Source organism: Streptomyces sp. GC420 (assembly GCF_009916105.1).
Taxonomy (GTDB): domain Bacteria; phylum Actinomycetota; class Actinomycetes; order Streptomycetales; family Streptomycetaceae; genus Streptomyces.
Map to the genome: position 1 here is coordinate 1 of NZ_JAAAXQ010000005.1, position 19,415 is coordinate 19,415.

The following is a 19,415-nucleotide window of genomic DNA, read 5'->3' on the forward strand; positions in this document are numbered from 1 at the left end:
CGGCGGGCCTGTGCGACGCCTCCCTCGGCACCGACGGCGCCGGGTCGATCCGGATCCCGGCCGCGTTCTGCGGCGTCGTCGGCTACAAGCCGTCCTACGGCCGCATCCCGTACTTCCCCATCGGCGCCGACCGGCTCGCCCACCAGGGCCCCCTCGCCCGCACCGTCGCCGACGCCGCGCTGCTGAAAAAGGCCCTCGAGGGCCCGCACCCGACCGACCCCGACTCCGGCCTCGGCTCCCTCGACGCGCCACGCACCGGGCAGGTCCTCAGGATCGGCTGGATCGAGTACGAGGGCACCGGCGACGAGGTCCGCCGCGTCACCGAACAGGCCCGCCTCGCCCTGGCCGGCCAGGGCCACGCCATCGAGGACCTCGAGGTGCGCTGCACCCGCGTCTACCCCGCGCTCGTCGACATCCACGCCGCGTCCGAGGCGGCCGGAGCCCGCCCCCAGGACGACGAGTGGGCCGACCCCGGCCGCCTGGAGGTGATCCGCCACGGACGCACCCTCAGCGGCGCCGACGTGATCCGCGCCGAGGAGGTCCGCCAGAGCCTGCGCACCACGCTGCGCACGGTCATGGACCACTACGACATCCTCGCCATGGCCACCGTCCCCATCGAGCCGTTCGCCGCCGACGACATCGGCCCGTCCTGGGCGGCCGACCCCCGGGACCTGCAGTGGCTGGCCTGGGCGCCCGCCTCGTACCCCTTCAACATGACCGGCCAGCCCGCCCTGTCCCTGCCCGCCGGACTCACCCGCTCCGGCCTGCCCGTGGGCCTGCAACTGGTCGGCCCCGTCGGCGCCGACGACCTGGTCGTCTCGCTCGCCGGGCGCCTGGAGTCCGACCTCGGCACGCTGCCGCCACCGACCGTGCGGCCCCTCGAACCCGCAGGCGCCCCCGCTCACCCACGCCCGTAGAAAGGACGTCCCCATGTACGCCAGGTCATGGTCCTCGCCCGCAGCACAGGGCAGCGTCGGGCGGCCCTCGTTCGTGGCCGACCACAGCCTGTGGGACCAGGCCCGGCTCGCCGCCGCCGAGCGGATCGAGGCGGCCCTCGCCGACCTCGACCTCGTCCGCCTCGTCTTCGGCGACCCGCACGGCCTGGCCCGCTCCAAGACCCTCACCGCCCAGGCCTTTCGCACCGTGCTGCGCAACGGCATGAACTTCAGCCCCGGACCGTTCCTCTTCGACACCGGGCACGCCGTCGCCGTCGACTTCCTCGGCGACCACGGCATCGGCGTCGACGAGATCACCGGCGCCGGGAACTTCATCCTGGTACCCGACCCGCTCACCTTCCAGCAACTGCCCGGCGGCGACACCCGCACCGCCTGGGTGATCGGCGACGAATACCTGCGCGACGGCACCCCGCACCCGCTCTCCTCACGGGCCGTGCTGCGCCGCACCGCCGACCGCTACACCGCACACGGCCTCGCGCCCGTCCTCGGCCTCGAAGTCGAGTGGTACCTCACCCGGCGCCTGGACGACGCGCCCGGCAACACCGGCAACGGCTTCGGCCTGCAGGGCCGGGCGCCGCGCGTGACCGCCCTGAACGCCGGCTACCAGTTCAACCTCGACGCCCACTACGACACCCTCGCCCCCCTCACCGACCCGCTCGCCCTGCACCTGCTCCGCCTCGGCCTGCCCCTCAGATCGATGGAGCACGAATCCGGGCCCGGCCAGGTCGAGACGACCTTCAGCCCGATGTCCGCCCTGGACGCCGCCGACGCGATGCTGCTCTTCCGCACGGTCACCAAGAGCTGGTGCGCCCGCCGCGGCCACCACGCCTCCTTCATGTCGCAGCCGCTCATCGACGCCGCCGACCCCAGCGGCTGGCACCTCAACCAGTCGGTCACCGACCTCGCCTCGGGCAGCAACCTGTTCGGCGCCGAGGGCCCGTCCGGCGGCCTCTCCCCGCACGGCAAGGCCTACGCCGAGGGACTCCTTGCATGGGCACGCGAACTTTTCCTGCTCTCGGTGCCCACCGTCAACGGCTACCGGCGGCTCGCCGCCGAGCACACCCTCGCCCCCACCCGGCTCGGCTGCAGCCAGGAGGACCGCACCGCCATGCTCCGCGTCGTCGGCCACGGCGCCGGGGCACACATCGAGAACCGCATCGGCGAACCGTGCGCCAACCCGTACCTCACCATCGCCGCCCAGCTGTTCGCGGGACTGGAGGGCCTCACCACCCAGGCCGCGCCCGCGGACACCGCCGCCACCCCCGCGACCGGCGGCGCCCCCCTCGTACCCCAGCAGCTGCGCGAGGCCCTCGACGCCTTCCGCGCCGGCCGCGCCGCCCAACTGCTCGGCGAGCCGCTCACCGCCTGCCTCACCAAGCTCAAGGAGAGCGAACTGCGCCGCTACGAGGCATGGAGCCTGCAGGCCGCACCCCCGCCCGGACAGGTCACCGAGTGGGAGCAGCGTGAGTACTTCGCCGCCTACTGAGCCCCACCGAACCCCGCTGCCCCCCGGTCCCGACCGACTGACGAAGGCCTCGCATGATTCCCCGATACACGCTGCCCGAGATGGCCGGCCTCTTCTCCGACCGGTCCCGCTACGCCACCTGGGTCCGGGTGGAGATCCTCGCCTCCGAGGCGCAGGCCGCCCTCGGCCACGTCCCCCACGAGGCGGTGCGCGACATGCGCCGGGCCCGCGTCCCGGACCCGCAGCGGGTCGCCGAGATCGAACGGGAACGCGACCACGAGGTGCTCTCCTTCCTCGCCGCCTACTGCGAGGACATCCCCGAGACCTCCGCACGCTGGGTGCACCTCGGCATGACCAGCTACGACCTCGTCGACACCGCACTCGGCCATACCCTGGCCCGCGCCACCGACCTGCTCACCGCCGCTGCCCGGCGGCTGCGCCGCGTCCTGACCGAACGGGCCCTGGAACACTGGGACACCGCGATGGTGGGCCGCACCCACGGCGTGCACGCCGAACCCACCACCTTCGGACACAAACTCGCCGGACACGCCTTCGCCGCCGACCGCTCGCTGCGACGGCTCGCCGCGGCCCGCGAAGCCGTCGCCGTCGGCACCGTCTCCGGCTCCGTCGGCACGTACGCGCTGATCGACCCGCGCGTCGAGGAGCACGTCTGCGCCGCACTCGGCCTGGGCGTCGAGCCCGCGCCCAGCCAGGTCGTCGCCCGCGACCGGCACGCCCAGCTCCTCCAGGCCGTGGCCACGCTGGGCGCCTGCGTGGAACAGATCGCCCTGGAACTGCGGCTCCTCCAGCGCACCGAGGTCCGCGAGGTCGAGGAGCAGCGCACCACCGCCTACCAGGGCTCCAGCGCCATGCCGCACAAGCGCAACCCCACCACCAGCGAACGCCTGTGCGGACTCGCCCGCCTCCTGCGCGGCTACGCCGACACCGCCGTGGAGAACGTGGCCCTCTGGCACGAACGCGACCTCGCCCACCAGAGCGTGGAACGGGTGATCCTGCCCGACAGCCTCGCCGTCGGCCACTTCCAGGTGACGAAGGCCGCCGACCTGGTGGCCACCCTCACCGTCGACGCGGACCGCATGCGCGCACACATCGACCACACCGACGGCCTCGTCCACAGCTCCTCCGTCCTCGCCGAACTCCTCGGCAACGGCATGGAACGCGAGCACGCCTACCGCAGCGTGCAGGCCGCCGCCGACCACACCCTCGCGACGGGCGAGCACTTCGGCGCCTCCCTCGCCAAGGAAGGCATCGACCTGGCAGGACTCGGCCCCGAGCGCTTCCTCGTCCACCACGATGTGATCCGCACCCGATTGGAGAAGCTGCATGAGCTTCAAGATTGACCGCGTCGAGGGCGCCGCGCTCGACCTGGACGAGGTCCTCGGCGTCTACCACGCCTCCGGCCTCGGCGAGCGGCGCCCGGTCGAGGACCGGGAACGGTTCGCGGCCATGGTCCAGCACGCCAACCTCGTCCTCGCCGCCCGCGACGAGCACGGCGCGCTCCTCGGCATCGTGCGAGCCGTCTCCGACTTCTCCTACGTCACCTACGTCTCGGACATCGCGGTCGTACGGGACCGCCAGCGCTCCGGCATCGGCCGCGCCCTGATCGACGCCACGCGCGACCAGGCACCGGCCGCGAAACTCGTGCTCCTGTCCGCGCCCGCCGCCGCCGGCTACTACCCGCACATCGGGTTCACCCGCCACGACTCGGCATGGGTGCTCAACCCGTAGGACCCGCAACCGGGTGAGCAGGGCTGTACCGGCCCTCGACCGCGCGTGCCTAGATTCCCTGTCAGGGCGGGCCCCGGCCCCGCGGGGCCCGCGTCCGTGCCGCACCGCCGCCGCACGCGCTCCGCGCGCACCGCACAGGACCCCCCGGGGGAGGCATGACCCACACACCGGCACAGGCGCTCCTCGACATCGGCACGCCCGCCGCACCCGCCCCGGCCGTCCCACGGCCCGCAGGGGACGGCGAGCCGGCGGCCACCGGCCCCGGCGCGGCCGTCTCCATGCCCTCCGGACGCCGCTTCCTCGTCGTCGACGCCGACGCCGGCTGCGCCGACTCCCTGGTCACCCAGCTGCGCCGGCACGGCCACGAGGCCTTCGGCGTCAGACGGGGCGGGGCCGCGCTGCGCGCCCACGAGGACGCCGACCTGGTCCTGCTCGACCTCGAACTGCCCGACCTGGACGGCCTGGAGGTCTGCCGCGCCATCCGCTCCGTCAGCCGCGTGCCCGTCATCATCGTCACCGCCCGCGCCTCCGAACTGGACTGCGTCCTCGGCCTGCAGGCGGGCGCCGACGACTACATCGCCAAGCCGTACGGCCTGCGCGAACTGATGGCCCGCATCGAGGCCGTGATGCGCCGCGCCCAGTGGCAGCCCGCCGCCCGCGAGATCCGGCACGGCCGCCTGCACATCGACGTCGGCTCCCGCGAGGTCCTGGTCGGCGGCGAGGAAGTCGCCCTGACCCGCAAGGAGTTCGACCTGCTCTGCCTGCTCGCCTCGCACCCGGACACGGTCATCCCGCGCAAACAGCTCCTCCAGCAGGTCTGGGGCGACTCCTGGTCACGCCGCACCGTCGACACCCACGTCAGCAGCCTGCGCGGCAAACTGGGCGACAGCGGCTGGATCGTGACCGTCCGGGGCGTGGGCTTCATGCTGGGGAACCCTTAGCGAGTGTTTTCGACCCCGGGCACGGGGCGCGTACCACTCGTCCCGCGCCGCGGATGATCCCGGGACTTCCTGGCCGCGAAACAGCCCCGACTGACGAATCGAACCTCGCGGAGCGCCCGGCCGAGCGCCCGGCCACAGCCAGTTGACCACTTGTGCTGCAACGGCCCTGGAATCCGCCTGAGGGCGGGGCTTCGCGGGGGCGTGGGCAGCGGGCCAACGGCCGCTGCGGGCGAACTTCCCGGGACGAACCTCCATGCGGTACTGAACTTCCTGCACAGCGGCGCGGGCTTCCTGCCGGCAGCTGTACAGGGTGGCCTCGCGCCGGCCGGCCCGCCCGCTCATGATCCGGTCCCGCGTCCCATGATCCGGTCGGTGCTCAGGTTCGCAGCCCACTCGACGTACTCCTCCAGGGTCTGGCCCTCCTCACGGGCCGCGGCCTCCAGGGCCTGCCTGTACTGGGGGAGGATGTTGCCGATGCGCACCCGCCACCGGAAGAGGTCCCCGGTGCTCATTCAGGGCCGGCCTTCTGGTCCGCGGACCCCGCCCCCGCGTACCGCGCCCGTGCGCCCGTGGGCGCGAGCCCGGACCGAGCCCGGACCGAGCCCGGACCGAGCCCGGTCCGAGGCGTCCTCGAGCCGCTTTCGAGCCGATCTCAGGTGCCCCGATCGAATCTGGGTGAGGCGTGATCACAAGACGCGCCACTTCCGTAGCCGTTTCGCACCCACTGGGGAGACGAACATGCAGATCCGCTCGCGTCTGACCAAGGCCGGCATGCTGGGCGCCGCCGCCGCGGCCGCCCTCGCCTTCTCCGCGGCCCCGGCCTCCGCGGCCCCGGCGGTGACCGCCTCGCCCAGCACCGGCCTGGCCGACGGCCAGGCCGTGACCGTGACCGGCACCGGCTACCCCGCGGGTACCGAGATCGCCGTGTCGCAGTGCAGGGAGAACACCACGTGCACCGACACCCTGGCGACGGCCACCGTCGGCGCCGACGGCAGCTTCACCGCCCGCTACACCGTGAAGAAGGCGTTCACGGCCACCGACTGGAACACCGGTTCCACCGTGACCGTGGACTGCGCCGTGCAGCAGTGCCGGCTGGTCGCCTACCACGAGGCCACCGGCCCGGTCGGCACCGACATCTCCTTCGGCTGAGGGCAGGCTCGTCCCCCGGGGCCCGGCACCGGCCGGGCCCCGCAGGGGGGCGCCGCCTCGGGACCCGACTGCCCGAGGGGCATCCAGGCCGACGGCGGACGCGGCGGGGTGCCCTTCCCGGCGCGGCGCCGCGCGGCCGCCCGCGCCCGCCGGGGTCCCTCCCCACGCCGCCCGCCGCCGGCTCGCGGGGGGTGATCGCCGCGCCCACCGGAGCGCCGGCCTCAGCCCGCCGCTTGCCTGATGAGCGCGCTGATGCGCTTCTCCTCGGCGGCGGACAGCCTCGTCAGCGCGTAGGCGGTCGGCCACATGGCGCCGTCGTCGAGCGCCGCCTGGTCACTGAAGCCGAGCGTGGCGTACTTCGACTTGAACTTCTGCGCGCTCTGGAAGAAGCAGAGAACCTTGCCGTTCTTGGCGTACGCGGGCATCCCGTACCAGAGCCTCGGCGTGAGGTCCGGGGCGCTGGCCTTGACGATGTCGTGGATCCGCTCGGCGAGAACCCGGTCCGCCTCCGGCATCTCGGCGATCTTCGCGAGCACTTCGCCCTCCGCATCCGCCTTGGCCCCGCGCGGGCTGCGCCGCGTCGCCTTCAGCTCCTTGGCGCGCTCCTTCATCGCCTCCCGTTCATCGGCGGTGAACCCGTCGTACTTCTCGGTGGCCGTGCCGGAGCTCTCGGCGGACGACTGCGTGCGCTTCATGGCAGTTTTCCTCTCTTGCGGTTGTTGACCGTGGCCATCGCGTGCGGGGACGTTCCCGAACGGCGGTCAGGACGACGTGGAGGTCACGGACGCGGCCTCCCAGGCGAAGCCGTCCGGGTCGGTGAAGGACCCGGCGGCGCTGCCCAGCACGATCCGGTGCGATCCGGTGCCGTCGGCGGGGACACCGACGTCCTTGGCCAGGCCGCGGCGCTTGTACAGCGCCAGCTTGACGGGACTCGACTCGTCGGCGGCGAATTCGACGTACTTGCCGCCGAAGCTCTTCGCCACGGCCAGGCCCTGCTGGACGTAGAACTGCTTGCTGGCCTTCACGTCCTCGACTCCCAGCAGGAGCACGAGCTCGCCGATCTCCCGGGTGGCCGGGCCGGTGTCCTTCTTCGACGAGGTCGCGACCTTCCAGATCGTCCCGTCCGGGGCCTGTACGACGCCGCCGTGGCCCCACAGGGACTTCGAGACCGGCTTCAGCGACGTGGCACCGGCCTCGAGGGCGGAGTCGATGAAGAGGCTGACGTCGGCCGGCTGGGAGACGGTGATCGAGAGGGTGAACCCGCGGAAACCGGTCGTCGGCGCGTCGCCGGCCCGCAGGCGTAACCGGGAGCCCAGCCCGAAGGCGGCGGTGTAGAAGCGTTCGGCGGCCGTGGGGTCGGCCACCTCGAGGGTGACGGATGTGAGGGAAGTCATGACGATCACGGTAGCCGCGGGGTCGTCGCCGTGACTTCTTCAATCCTGCTCGATGCCGGAGCCGGCTTCCTCACGTACCACGGCAGCCCCGCCCCGGCGACCGCCGCGCGGCGCCGGTAGGCGCTGGGCGACATGCCGGCCAGCTCCGTGAAGCGGGTGCTCAGGACGGCCGGCGACGAGCAGCCGACCGCGCGGCAGACCTCGGTCTCGCTGAGGCCGCCGTGCCGCAGCAGCGCCATCGCGCGCTCGACGCGACGTGCCGTCAGATAGGCGTAGGGCGACGCGCCGTAGGCGAGACGGAACTGCCGGCCGAGGTGCCCGGGCGGCATGCCCGCGTCGCGGGCGAGCGCCTCGACGTCCAGCGGCCGCGCGTACTCGCGGTCGATCCGGTCGCGGACCCGGCGCAGACGCGCGAGGTCGCGCAGGCGCTGCGCGGCGATCTGCGCACGCCTCCACGCGGGATGACACATGGAAGACCCCTCTCGTGCGATGTCGGGAGAACCTCGCCGCGTGCCGGGAGCGAAAGCGGGCGGACCGGCCGCCGAACGGCTCAGCGCAGCTCCCGGACGCGGACCAGGTTGCCCGCGGGATCGCGGAACGCGCAGTCGCGGACGCCGTAGGGCTGGAGCATGGGCTCCTGGACGACCTCGACGTCGGCGGCCTGCACCTTGTCGAAGGTGGCGTCGAGGTCCGGGGTGGCCAGCAGGATCCAGCCGTAGGTGCCCTTGGCCATCATCTCGGTGATGGTGCGCCGCTCGTCCTCGGTCACCCCGGGATCGGCGGCCGGCGGCGCCAGGAGGAGCGACGTGCCGGGCCGGCCGACGGGGCCGACCGTGATCCAGCGCGACCGTCCCTGGCCGACGTCGCTGCGGACTTCGAAGCCGAGGACGTCGCGGTAGAAGGCCAGAGCGGCGTCCGGGTCGTCATGCGGCAGGGAGCTCGTATGAATGGTGAGGTCCATGGCCGTCACGTTAGCCGCGGCCGGTGCCCGGGGCTTCTCGATTCCTGATCCGCCGACCGCCCGCCGGGAGACGCCGCGGCGCCTCTTCGCCCCGGCCCGGATACCCCGGCCCTGTGCCGGATCTCAAGCGCCGCTCGAGCCGGTCTCGATGCCCGCGAGCCACTCTGCTGAGTGGATCGATACCGGGTGAGGTGCGTTGTGGACGAAGCAGTGGAAAGGGCGGCCGGCTACATTCGCGAGCGTTTCAGTGATCCGCTGACCGTCACGGAGATCGCCGGAAGTGCTCCGCTCAGCCGTTTCCGTTTCTCACGGATATTCAAGGAGGAGACCGGGATCAGCCCCGGGAGATTCCTCGCCGCGGTCCGTATTCACGAGGCCAAGCGGCTGATCGAGAACACCTCGATGAGTATCGCCGATGTCTCCGTCGCGGTCGGATACACCAGCCTGGGTTCGTTCACCCGTTCCTTCACGGCCTGCGTCGGAGTCTGCCCCAGCCGGTTCCGCCGGCTGTCCCGGGACGCGGGGGAGTGCCTGCCGGGACCGGAGCCGGACCCGGCATCGGGACGCGGCGCGCTCGCCGGCACGGTCCGCCTGCCGGAGGGACACGGGAACGCGCGCGTGTTCCTGGGCGCCTTCGGCACGGCCGTCGTCCAGCACCCGTCCGTCGCCTCGGCCGTCGTCGACGTGCCGGGCGGCCGTCCGTGCTGCTACTCCCTGGAGAACGTCCCCGAGGGGAACTGGTATCTGCTCGCGGTGGCGGTGGCCGCCGGCCCGGGCCCCGATCCGCGGGCCGGGCGGACCGCGCTCGTCGGGGGGCACGGCCCGACGCCCGTGACCGTCGCCGCCGACACCGTCACCAGCGCGGCGGTGCGTCTGCGCCCGGCACGGCCGGCCGATCCGCCGGTCCTGCTCGCGCTGCCCGGACTCGAACCCCCGGCCACCGCCGTGGCGCGCCCCGGGTGCGCCGCCGCCACCCCGGCCTCGGCCATTGCGGGGCGCCGGGCCGCGGGCCACCTGCGGCTGGTCCCCCCGGCACCGGTGCCGTCACGGCCGTGACCCCGAGGGATCGCGGCACGTCTCCTGCCTGGCCTTGAGCCGCTCGGCGAGCAGGCTCCACTCCCGGCCGACGTGCTCGGCGATCGGGGCGATGACGCCGAGCCAGTGCGGCGGGACCGCGTCGACCAGCCGCCGCCAGTCCTCGCCGGGCCCGGCGGCGTGCACCTGCATCCAGCGCAGGAACTCCCGGCCGTCGGCGGTGTAGCGGACGGCGGGGTCGGCGGCCATCTTGGCCGCCACGGCCGCCCATGTGGGCGGTGTCTCGGTGTGGTTCCTGCGCCGCGCGGGCGCGGCGTCGGCGCTCGGAGCCACCCGCAGCGGCACCCGGTGTCCGTCGTCGGCAACCACGTCCGCCGCCGTCGCCCCGTCGGCCGGCCGCACGGACACGGACTGCACGGACTGCACGGGCCGGACGTGCTGCGGCCGCGCGGCGTGCGTGCGGCGCCCGTTCCGCTCGGGACCCTCGCCGCGCCGGAGCCGCGCGCTCACGTCGTGCACCGTGCCGAGGGACACGTCGGTCTCCCTGGCGACCTGACGCAGCGGGGCGTCCGGATGGGTGGCGATGTACTCGGCGGCGCGCCGCCTGCCCTCGCCGGCGTCCACCGGACGCCGCCTTCCGTCCTGGCCGATGCGCTTGCCGCCCAGCGACGTCCCGCCCGCCGACCGGTCGCGCAGCGACGCGATCGTCTTGGCGCTCAGCCCGGTGATCCCGGCGATGGCGCGGTCGGACCAGTCGGGGTGGGAGCCCAGGACCCGCTGGGCTCCCACGACGCGGTCGGCCTTCGACAGCGGCAGCCCGTGCGAGCCGTTCGCCTGCATGGCGATGACGAGCGCCTCGGAGTTGGAGCAGTCGAGGAACCGCGCCCTGATGCTGTCGTCGCCCATGAGCCTGGCGGCCTCCAGCCGGTGCAGCCCGTCGATGACACGGCAGCCGTCCACCTGGACGAGAATGGGGGGGAGTTCCGCCGAGTCCGCCGCGTCGATGAGAAGCCGGATGTGCGCGGCGTCCGTTCCGCCCTGACGCAGGGACACCCCGGGCGACAGCGCGGCAATGGGGACTTCACGCGCCGGAAGTCTCTCGAAGTTCCTCGGATCGAATTCGCTGCGGGGCGAAGAGTCGACGCCCTCCACGCGGGCGTGGCTGAATGCACTCGTTATCGAGACGGCTTGCGCATTGCTCTGAGCCATTCCTGATACTCCCTCTCTGCTGCCGCTGCCGACGAGCGTCGCAGGAGGGTCTCCAGCTGCAGTGGAGAGCAGGTCGACGTTCCCTGGAAACACGACCGGCGCGGGTGTCCGCCGGACCGGCGGACACCCGCGCGGGATCAGGCGTCCCTGCGCCGCAGCTGCACCACCGCGAGAGCCAGCAGGGCGGCGGTCCAGAGCGCGAGCACCCCCAGGCCCTGCCACGGCCCCAGCAGGTCGCCCGCGCGGGAGTGCTGCTGGGTGATCATGAACCCGGCCTCCGTGGGGAGGTAGGCGTAGATGTGCTCGCCCACGCTGCCGGGCAGCAGACCCGCCATCGGGGTGAGCACCAGGACGAAGCCGATGACGACGGTGATGCTCGCCGCCGTGTGCCGGATGACCGCGCCGGCGGCGAGCGCGAACAGGCCGAGCAGCGACAGGTAGAGACCGCAGCCGACGACGGCCCGCAGGACGCCCGGGTCACCGATGGCGACCGGCGCCTTGCCGTCGAGGATCGGCGCGCCGATGAAGAAGGAGGCGAACGCGGTCAGTTCGCCCACCGCCAGGACCAGCAGCCCGAACACCGCGCTCTTGGCCGCCAGCATCGGCACCCGCCTGGGCACCGCGAGCAGGCTGGCACGGATCATGCCGGTGGAGTACTCGGAGGCGATGGCCATCACGCCCAGCACGCACACCGCCAGCTGGCTGAGCAGGATGCCGCTGCCCAGGATGGTGCCGGTCGGATCGGTCCTCATCTCGGCCTGCTGGGACGGGCTGGTCCTGTCCCAGTTCGCGACGCCCATCTGCATGAACAGCGCGGTGAACACCACGGTGAGCAGCACCAGGACGACGAGCGACCAGACGGTGGAGCGGACCGAACGGATCTTGGTCCATTCCGAGAGCATCAGCCGCCCGAAGCTGGGCCGGTGCGCCCCGGCGACCGGGGCGGACGCGGGGGCGAGCGCGGTCGTGGCGGTCACTTCACACCTCCGGTGGCGGGCACGCCGGCGTCGTATTCGACGGAGTCCCTGGTCAGTTCCATGAAGGCGTCCTCGAGGGAGCCGCGCCGGGTCGACAGCTCGTGCAGCACCAGGCCGCCGGCAGCGGCGAGTTCGGCGATGCGCGGTGCCTCGAGCCCGGTGACGTCCAGGTCGCCCTCGTCGGTGGCGGTGACGGTGGCGCCCTCGCGCTCCAGCAGCCCGGCGAGCTGCGTCCCGTCGGGGGTCCTGACCAGGACGGACTGCTCGGTGCTGCGTTCGATGAACTCCTCGGTGGAGCAGTCGGCGACCAGCCGGCCGCGGCCGATGACGATGAGGTGATCGGCAGTGACGGCCATCTCGTTCATCAGGTGGCTCGAGACGAAGACGGCGCGGCCCTGTGCCGCGAGCGACTTCATCAGGTTCCTGATCCACACGATGCCCTCGGGGTCGAGACCGTTGACCGGCTCGTCCAGGACCAGCGCCGCGGGGTCGCCGAGCAGCGCGGCGGCGATGCCCAGCCGCTGCCCCATGCCGAGCGAGAAGCCGCCCGCCCGCTTGCGGGCCACCGGGGCCAGGCCGACCTGCTCGATGACCTCCTCGACCCGGCGCCTGCCGAAGCCCTGGGTCTGCGCCAGGCACAGCAGGTGGTCGTAGGCGCTGCGGCCGGTGTGCACGGCGCGCGCCTCCAGCAGCGCCCCGACCGCCCGCATGGGCTGAGGCAGATCGCGGTAGCGCACGCCGTTGACGGTGGCCTCACCGGCATCGGGACTGTCGAGTCCCAGCAGCAGTCGCATCGTGGTGGACTTGCCTGCGCCGTTGGGGCCCAGGAAGCCGGTGACCCGGCCGGGCTCGACCGTGAACGACAGGTCGTTCACGGCGGTCTTGTCGCCGTAGCGTTTCGTGAGGTTCTTGGCCTCGATCATGGTCACCTCGGTTGAATGGACTGCGAGAGTTCCGCCGGGGCCAAAGTGCTCCCCGCCCACCTGTGATATCAGGACGGTTATTCCGTTCAGTAGTCGCGGCCCGGGCCGGTTCTGAACATGGCCCCCGCCTCACAGCATGGATATTTTGGCAGCCATGACGGTGCGCGGCAGCTCGTGTTTCATCTGCTTACTTTCCTCGGTTGAACCCGCAAACCCACGAGGGTGGTCATGAATTCAGTCACGAACGGTCCGGCGCGCGCCGGGCGGCGGCCGGTGATCGGGATCTGCGCGCGGACGGCGCCGGTCACCCTCCAGGGCGGCGACCTGGTCGTCACCCTGGCGCTGCAGTCGCACGTGGCCTACCTGTCCGAGGCGGGCTGCACGCCGCTGCTGCTCCCGCTGCTGCCCGGGGCCGAGGCCCTGGCCGGCCGGCTCGACGGCCTGCTGGTCCCCGGCGGCCCCGACCTGGATCCGGCGCTCTACGGCCAGGACGCGCACCCGGCGACCCGGGCGGTGGGCCCGGACGCCGATCGCACCGAACTGGCGCTGGTCAGAACGGCACTTGACGCCGGGTTGCCCGTCCTGGCGATCTGCCGCGGCATGCAGCTGCTCAACGTGCTGCACGGGGGCACCCTCCACCAGCACCTGTCGGACGTCACCGGCCACGACGGCCACCGTCCCAACACGCCGGCCTTCACCCTCGGCCGCCACCCGCTGAAGCTCCGGCCGGGCAGCCGGATCGCCGCCGTCCTCGACGAGGACGAGCCGGAGACGGCCTGCCACCACCATCAGGCGGTCGACCGGCTCGGCGACGGCCTCACCGTCACCGGATGGGCCGGGGACGGCACCGTCGAGGCCGTCGAAGTCACGGACCATCCCTTTGCGATCGGCGTGCAATGGGAATCCGGTCAGACGGCCGACAAACGACTTCATCAAGCACTTGCTCAAGCCGCCGGAAGCCCGAAGAACAAGCAGACCGCCGAAATCTCGGATTCTTGAGAGAAGGCGACCTGCGAGGGCAGACTGTTTTTTCGATCCCCATGCGAAGGAGAATTCCAGATGTCGCCGCGGATGCCTAACCCGTCGTTGGTCGTTCCCGATGTTCTTCCGCCCATGCGCGCGCTGGTCAAGGCCGTCAACAGCGTCGGCGTGCCGCTGCGGACGCTCGTGCTCGTCCACCTGCGGGTGAGTCAGATCAACGGCCGTGCGGTCCAGATACCCGTGAAGAAGCGCGAGTTCGAGGAGGCGGGGGAGGAGGACCACCGCCTGCCCCTGGTGGAGACCTGGCGGGAGCAGACCTGCTTCACCGGCGCCGAGCGCTCCGTGCTGGCGCTGGCCGAGGCCGCCACGCGCATCGACGGCCGCGAGGACCCGGTGTCGGACGAGGTCTGGGCCGAGGCCGCCGCGCACTTCGACGAGCGGCAACTGGCCGCCGTGGTCCTCCACATCGGTCTGGTCAACCTCTGGAACCGCGTCAACGTCGCCACCAGGCAGGAGCCGGTGGACTGGCGGATCAACCCCAAGAAGTGGACCCCGATGACCAGCCGGCTCACCGCGGCCCAGTAGCCCCTGCGTTGCCCGGGCCCTGTCCGGTGGATCCCCACCGGACAGGGCCTCGTGGTGTCCGCGGACCCGCACGGACGCCGGGGCCGGCCGGCCCCGGCCCGGCTCAGGCCGACCGGCCCCGGCCCGGCTCAGGCCGGCCGGCCCCGGCCGCGCGAGAACCCCTGCCCGGCCGCGCCCGCTTCCCGGGCCGCCGCGTCGATGGTCAGGACGGCGAGCAGGGTCCTGGCCTGCACGTTGACGTAACGGCTGTGCCCGGCGAGCCAGTTCAGCTGGCCCGGGGTGACCCAGTGGAATCCCGGGGGCGGCTGGGTGGGCGTCGTGGTCTCGTCGGTGTCGACGATCAGATAGCGGCTCTCGGCGTTGAGGAACCGGCCGCCCTCCTCGGAGTGGACCGCCGCATAGCGGATGCGGTCGGGGGAGGCGTTGAGCATCAGGTCGAGGAAGGGCGGGCGGTGCTCCGCCGGCAGACGGGCGTAGTTCGCCGGAACGCACTGCACGGTCGGCGCGAGCTCGACGGTGTCGAGGAAGCCGCCCTCGACGCGGGCGTGCACCAGGACGTGCGGGACGCCGTCGAAGACGCGGTGGGCGAAGCCGACGATCCCGGGAGCCACCGGTTCGATGATCGGCTGGGTCCAGCCGGCGACCTCGCGGCCCGCGCCCTCGACCGACACCGCCACCACCCGGAAGAACCTGCCGTCGGCCCGGCTGACGGAGTGCTCGTCGGCCTGCCACCCGGCGACCTCCCGCAGCGGCATGCGGCGGGCGCTGACGTCGTGACGGGCCCGTTCTCCGGTGAACCAGGCCAGCAGGCCGGAGTCGGACGACAGCGCCCGGAGCGCGACGGGGGCCACCGGAGCGCTCGCCAGCACGGTGCGCGCGTCCATGTTCACGACGTTGTCCAGGCGGAGCAGCTCCATGATCTGTCCGAGGGTGAGCCAGCGGAACGCGTCGTCGGCGGGTACGTCGCCGTCCACCTCGACGATCATGTTGCGGTTGCGCTTGTGGTAGAACCAGGCGCCGTGCTCGGACTGCAGGACGTCCGTGAGCACCCGGTCCCTGTCCGGTTCGAGGAAGTGCTCCAGGTACTTCACCCCCGCCCCGCCGTGGGCCTTGGTGTAGTTGCTGCGGGTGGCCTGCACGGTGGGGGAGAGCTGCACCAGGTTGGGGTTGCCGGGCTCCATCTTCGCCTGCATGAGGAAGTGCAGGACCCCGTCGAACTCCTTGGCCAGGATGCCGAGGATGCCGATCTCCGGCTGCACGATGATCGGCTGCTGCCACTCGCCCTCCGGCCGCACCACGTGCAGGCCCTCGACGGAGAAGAACCGGCCGCTGCTGTGCCGCAGGTCGCCGGTGTCCGGCGCGAAGGACCAGCGGTCGAGTCCGGCGAACGGGATCCGCCGGACCGCCGTCCCGCCGGATCGCCGGTGCCGATCCAGCCAGCCCGGTATCCCGGACGTCGTGGTGTGCGCGCCCCGGGCCGTCGCGGCGGACAGGGCCAGTCTCCCGGAGATCCCGGCCCGGGAACGCGGGACCAGCCGTGCCGGGGCGCTCACGGCCGGCCACCGCTCTCCTTGAGCGGCTTCCACCACCGGGGGTTGTCCCGGTACCACGCGACGGTCCGCGCCAGCCCCGCGTCGAACGCGGTCAGCGGCCGGTGCCCGAGCTCCCGCTCGATCTTGCCCTGGTCCAGGGCGTAGCGCCGGTCGTGGCCCTTGCGGTCGGTGATGTGCCGGATCATGTCGGGCTCCGCCCCGCACAGTTCGGCGATCCGGTGGGCCAGCGCCAGGTTCGGCAGGGCCGTGCCGGCGCCGATGTTGTAGACCTCGCCGGCCCCGCCCCCGGTGAGGACCCGGTGCACCGCCCGGCAGTGGTCGTCCACGTGCAGCCACTCGCGGATCTGCCCGCCGTCCCCGTACACGGGTATGGGGCGCCCCTCGAGCAGATGGGTGACGGCGAGGGGTATGAACTTCTCCGGGTACTGGTAGGGGCCGTAGTTGTTGGAGCAGCGGGTGACCGAGACGTTCAGCCGGTGGGTGCGGAAGTAGGCCAGGGCGATGAGGTCGGACGCCGCCTTGGACGCGGCATAGGGGGAGTTGGGCAGGAGGGGGGACGCCTCGGTCCACACGCCCTCCTCGATGGAGCCGTACACCTCGTCCGTCGAGACGTGCACGACCCGCTCGACGCCGGCCGCCAGGCAGGACTCCAGCAGCGCCTGCGTGCCCTCGACGTTGGTGCGGACGAACGCCGCGCCGCTCTCGATCGAACGGTCCACGTGGCTCTCGGCCGCGAAGTGCACCACCGCGTCCTGACCGTCGAGCACGGTGCCCAGGAGGCCCCGGTCGAGGATGTTCCCGCGCACGAAGGTGAGCCGCGGGTGGGAGGCGGGGAGGTTGTCACGGTTTCCCGCGTAGGTCAGCTGGTCCAGAACGGTGACGTGCGCGTCCTCGAACCCCGGATAACCTCCCTCGAGCATGGTCCGTACGTAATGCGAGCCGATGAATCCGGCTCCGCCGGTGACGAGGATTTTCATGAGGCCTCGCATTCGGAATTCCGCACTCGAAGCATGTGTCTTTCCCTTTTTGAGGAGGGGACGGGTTTAAGTGCCGTGGCCCTGCCGGCCGATGTAGGCCGCGAGGTGTTCGCCGGTGAGGGTGGAGCGGGCGGCGACGAGGCCGGCGGGGGTGCCCTCGAAGACGATCCGGCCGCCGTCGTGTCCGGCGCCGGGGCCGAGGTCGATGATCCAGTCGGCGTGGGCCATCACGGCCTGGTGGTGTTCGACGACGATCACGGACTTGCCCGCGTCGACGAGGCGGTCGAGCAGGCCGAGCAGGTTCTCGACGTCGGCGAGGTGGAGGCCGGCGGTGGGTTCGTCCAGGACGTAGACGCCGCCCTTGTCCGTCATGCGGGCGGCCAGCTTCAGCCGCTGGCGTTCGCCGCCGGACAGCGTGGTGAGCGGCCGGCCGATGCCGAGGTAGCCGAGCCCCACGTCGCACAGGCGCTCGAGGATCCGGTGGGCGGCGGGGACGCGCGCCGGGCCGGCGCCGAAGAACTCCCTGGCCTCGTCGGCCGGCAGGGCGAGGACCTCGCTGATGTCGAGCCCGCCCAGGCGGTGGTCCAGGACCGACGCGTCGAACCGCCTGCCCTCGCAGTCCTCGCAGGTGGTGGTGGCATCCGCCATCATCGCCAGGTCGGTGTGGATGACGCCCACGCCGTTGCACGTGGGGCAGGCGCCCTCGGAGTTGGCGCTGAACAGGGCGGGCTTGACGCCGTTGGCCTTGGCGAAGGCGCTGCGGATCGGGTCGAGCAGCCCGGTGTAGGTGGCCGGGTTGCTGCGGCGTGAGCCCTTGATCGGCGACTGGTCGACGGCCACCACGCCGTCCCTGCGCGTCACCGAGCCGTGGACGAGCGAGCTCTTGCCGGAGCCCGCCACGCCGGTGACGACGCACAGCACACCGAGGGGGATGTCGACGTCGACGCCCCGGAGGTTGTGCGTCGAGGCGCCGCGGATCTCCAGCCGCCCCCGCGGCTCGCGCACCGTGTCCTTCAGGGCGGCCCGGTCGTCGAGGTGGCGGCCGGTGAGCGTGCCGCTGTCCCGCAGCCCTTCGAGGGTGCCCTGGAACACCACCCGTCCGCCGTCGGCGCCCGCGCGGGGGCCGAGGTCGACGACGTGGTCGGCGATGGCGATCGTCTCCGGCTTGTGCTCGACGACGAGCACGGTGTTGCCCTTGTCGCGCAGCCGCAGCAGCAGTTCGTTCATCCGCTGGATGTCGTGGGGGTGCAGGCCGGTGGTGGGCTCGTCGAAGACGTAGGTGGTGTCGGTGAGCGCGGAGCCGAGGTGGCGGACCATCTTCACGCGCTGTCCCTCGCCGCCCGACAGGGTGCCCGCGGGGCGTTCCAGGGAGAGGTAGCCGAGGCCGATCTCCGCCAGCGAGTCCAGGGTGTGCAGCAGCTTGGCCAGCAGCGGCGCCACCGTCGGCTCGTCCAGGGCGCGCACCCACGCGGCCAGGTCCCTGATCTCCATCGCGCAGGCGTCGGCGATGGAGACCCCGCCGATCCTCGACGACCTGGCCTCCTCGCTGAGCCGGGTGCCCCCGCACTCGGGACAGGAGGTGAAGGTCACCGCCCGCTCCACGAACGCCCGGATGTGCGGCTGCAGCGAATCCGGGTCCTTGGACAGCATCGACTTCCGGATCTTCGGGATCAGCCCTTCGTAGGTCAGGTTGACACCGTCGACCTTCACCCGGGTCGCCTCGCCGTGGAGGAAGTCGTGCATCTCCTTGTCGGTGAACTCGCGGATCGGCTTCTTCGGGTCGAGGACGCCCGACTCGGCGTAGACCCGGGTGGTCCAGAAACTGTCCTGCTTCCAGCCGGGGATCGTGAACGCGCCGTCCCCGATCGCCCTCGAGTCGTCGTAGAGCTGCGTGAGGTCGATGTCGGAGGACGTGCCGCGGCCCTCGCAGTGCGCGCACATGCCGCCGTGGTAGACGGCCTTGCGCACCACGACCCGCTTGCCCTTGCCCCGGTCGACGTTCATGGCCCCGCTCGCCGTCCGCCGCGGGACGTTGAAGGCGAACGCGCTGGGCGGGCCGACGTAGGGCCGCCCGAGCCGGCTGAACAGGATCCGCAGCATCGCGTGGGCGTCGGTGGCGGTGCCGAGCGTGGAGCGGGGGTCGGAGCCCAGCCGCTGCTGGTCGACGACGATCGCGGTCGTCAGTCCTTCCAGGACGTCGACCTCGGGACGCGCGAGCGCCGGCATGAAGCCCTGCACGAAGGCGCTGTAGGTCTCGTTGATCAGCCGCTGCGACTCCGCGGCGATCGTGCCGAACACCAGCGAGCTCTTGCCCGAGCCGGACACCCCGGTGAACGCCGTCAGCCGGTGCTTCGGAATCTCGACGCTGACGTCCCTGAGGTTGTTCACACGTGCTCCGTGCACGCGGATCACATCGCCACCGCGGCGGGTGCCGTGCGCCCCGGACGGGGACGTGTCCGTACCGGTGTCCTTGCCCATCGTCTCGTCTCTCCCTCTCCCGAAACGGCAATGCCCCCGTTCCCTTCCCGTCCGGCGGGCCCGGGGCCGCCCCCGAAGCCCT

Annotated in this window: 20 protein-coding genes; 9 read left to right on the plus strand and 11 right to left on the minus strand. The window is 72.4% G+C overall.

All coding sequences use genetic code 11. The features are described from left to right. From GUY61_RS01395 to GUY61_RS01415, 5 genes are all read left to right on the plus strand, one after another. On the plus strand, window positions 1-917 hold a 917-nt coding region (locus tag GUY61_RS01395; RefSeq protein ID WP_243766090.1), incomplete at its 5' end, for an amidase. A 13-nt stretch (window positions 918-930) separates the two neighbouring features. Next, a complete protein-coding gene (locus GUY61_RS01400) occupies window positions 931-2,442 on the plus strand; it encodes a glutamine synthetase family protein (protein WP_166628171.1) in 1,512 nt (503 codons plus the stop codon). A gap of 53 nt (window positions 2,443-2,495) precedes the next feature. Continuing rightward, entirely contained in the window at window positions 2,496-3,782 is a 1,287-nt protein-coding gene (purB, locus tag GUY61_RS01405; RefSeq protein WP_166628172.1) for an adenylosuccinate lyase, read from the plus strand. Further along, window positions 3,766-4,170 carry a GNAT family N-acetyltransferase gene (locus tag GUY61_RS01410; protein WP_166628173.1) on the plus strand — a complete coding sequence of 135 codons (405 nt, stop codon included), beginning with the start codon at window positions 3,766-3,768 and terminating at the stop codon, window positions 4,168-4,170. Before purB ends, GUY61_RS01410 begins: the two co-directional genes overlap by 17 nt. 155 nt (window positions 4,171-4,325) lie before the next feature. Next, window positions 4,326-5,111: a response regulator transcription factor gene (locus tag GUY61_RS01415; protein WP_398953822.1), complete on the plus strand. Its 786-nt coding sequence runs from the start codon at window positions 4,326-4,328 to the stop codon at window positions 5,109-5,111. 338 nt (window positions 5,112-5,449) lie between these two features. On the opposite strand, the gene GUY61_RS01420 is transcribed toward GUY61_RS01415, so the two are convergent. After that, window positions 5,450-5,623 carry a hypothetical protein gene (locus GUY61_RS01420; protein WP_166628174.1) on the minus strand — a complete coding sequence of 58 codons (174 nt, stop codon included), beginning with the start codon at window positions 5,621-5,623 and terminating at the stop codon, window positions 5,450-5,452. Between the two features lie 226 nt (window positions 5,624-5,849). Here GUY61_RS01420 and GUY61_RS01425 point away from each other — a divergent pair, with 226 nt between their 5' ends. After that, the gene (locus GUY61_RS01425; protein WP_166628175.1) at window positions 5,850-6,260 is read left to right on the plus strand and encodes an enediyne antibiotic chromoprotein; all 411 of its coding nucleotides are present in this window, start codon (window positions 5,850-5,852) and stop codon (window positions 6,258-6,260) included. Between the two features lie 221 nt (window positions 6,261-6,481). On the opposite strand, the gene GUY61_RS01430 is transcribed toward GUY61_RS01425, so the two are convergent. From GUY61_RS01430 to GUY61_RS01445, 4 genes are all read right to left on the minus strand, one after another. Beyond that, window positions 6,482-6,955, minus strand: a complete 474-nt coding sequence (locus tag GUY61_RS01430) for an iron chaperone (protein ID WP_166628176.1) — start codon at window positions 6,953-6,955, stop codon at window positions 6,482-6,484. Between the two features lie 66 nt (window positions 6,956-7,021). Then, window positions 7,022-7,654, minus strand: coding sequence for a glyoxalase (locus GUY61_RS01435; protein WP_166628177.1), 633 nt, complete (start codon window positions 7,652-7,654; stop codon window positions 7,022-7,024). Window positions 7,655-7,659: 5 nt separating this feature from the next. Next, window positions 7,660-8,124, minus strand: a complete 465-nt coding sequence (locus GUY61_RS01440) for a helix-turn-helix transcriptional regulator (protein ID WP_166628178.1) — start codon at window positions 8,122-8,124, stop codon at window positions 7,660-7,662. 80 nt (window positions 8,125-8,204) lie between these two features. Continuing rightward, window positions 8,205-8,615, minus strand: coding sequence for a VOC family protein (locus GUY61_RS01445; RefSeq protein WP_166628179.1), 411 nt, complete (start codon window positions 8,613-8,615; stop codon window positions 8,205-8,207). A gap of 198 nt (window positions 8,616-8,813) precedes the next feature. Between GUY61_RS01445 and GUY61_RS01450 the strand changes: the two genes are divergently transcribed. Further along, on the plus strand, window positions 8,814-9,671 hold the full coding sequence (locus GUY61_RS01450) for an AraC family transcriptional regulator (RefSeq protein WP_166628180.1): 858 nt from the start codon (window positions 8,814-8,816) through the stop codon (window positions 9,669-9,671). Here the strand turns inward: GUY61_RS01450 and GUY61_RS01455 are convergent. The 3 genes from GUY61_RS01455 to GUY61_RS01465 form a co-directional block, all read right to left on the minus strand. Further along, window positions 9,660-10,859, minus strand: coding sequence for a ParB/RepB/Spo0J family partition protein (locus GUY61_RS01455; RefSeq protein WP_166628181.1), 1,200 nt, complete (start codon window positions 10,857-10,859; stop codon window positions 9,660-9,662). The two genes, GUY61_RS01450 and GUY61_RS01455, sit on opposite strands and share 12 nt — an antisense overlap. A 137-nt stretch (window positions 10,860-10,996) precedes the next feature. Next, entirely contained in the window at window positions 10,997-11,836 is an 840-nt protein-coding gene (locus GUY61_RS01460; protein ID WP_166628182.1) for an ABC transporter permease, read from the minus strand. Continuing rightward, entirely contained in the window at window positions 11,833-12,759 is a 927-nt protein-coding gene (locus GUY61_RS01465) for an ABC transporter ATP-binding protein (RefSeq protein WP_166628221.1), read from the minus strand. Before GUY61_RS01465 ends, GUY61_RS01460 begins: the two co-directional genes overlap by 4 nt. 228 nt (window positions 12,760-12,987) lie before the next feature. On the opposite strand from GUY61_RS01465, the gene GUY61_RS01470 reads away from it, so the two are divergent. Together GUY61_RS01470 and GUY61_RS01475 are read left to right on the plus strand one after the other, a co-directional pair. Further along, a complete protein-coding gene (locus GUY61_RS01470) occupies window positions 12,988-13,758 on the plus strand; it encodes a gamma-glutamyl-gamma-aminobutyrate hydrolase family protein (protein ID WP_166628183.1) in 771 nt (256 codons plus the stop codon). 114 nt (window positions 13,759-13,872) lie between these two features. Continuing rightward, entirely contained in the window at window positions 13,873-14,325 is a 453-nt protein-coding gene (locus GUY61_RS01475) for a carboxymuconolactone decarboxylase family protein (RefSeq protein WP_398953830.1), read from the plus strand. 128 nt (window positions 14,326-14,453) lie between these two features. On the opposite strand, the gene GUY61_RS01480 is transcribed toward GUY61_RS01475, so the two are convergent. The 3 genes from GUY61_RS01480 to GUY61_RS01490 form a co-directional block, all read right to left on the minus strand. After that, window positions 14,454-15,878 (minus strand): NDP-hexose 2,3-dehydratase family protein, encoded by a 1,425-nt coding sequence (locus GUY61_RS01480; RefSeq protein ID WP_166628185.1) that lies wholly within the window; start codon window positions 15,876-15,878, stop codon window positions 14,454-14,456. Further along, on the minus strand, window positions 15,875-16,855 hold the full coding sequence (gene rfbB / locus GUY61_RS01485; protein WP_166628186.1) for a dTDP-glucose 4,6-dehydratase: 981 nt from the start codon (window positions 16,853-16,855) through the stop codon (window positions 15,875-15,877). Before rfbB ends, GUY61_RS01480 begins: the two co-directional genes overlap by 4 nt. Window positions 16,856-16,921: 66 nt before the next feature. Next, entirely contained in the window at window positions 16,922-19,333 is a 2,412-nt protein-coding gene (locus tag GUY61_RS01490; RefSeq protein ID WP_166628187.1) for an excinuclease ABC subunit UvrA, read from the minus strand. Window positions 19,334-19,415 lie beyond the last annotated feature (82 nt).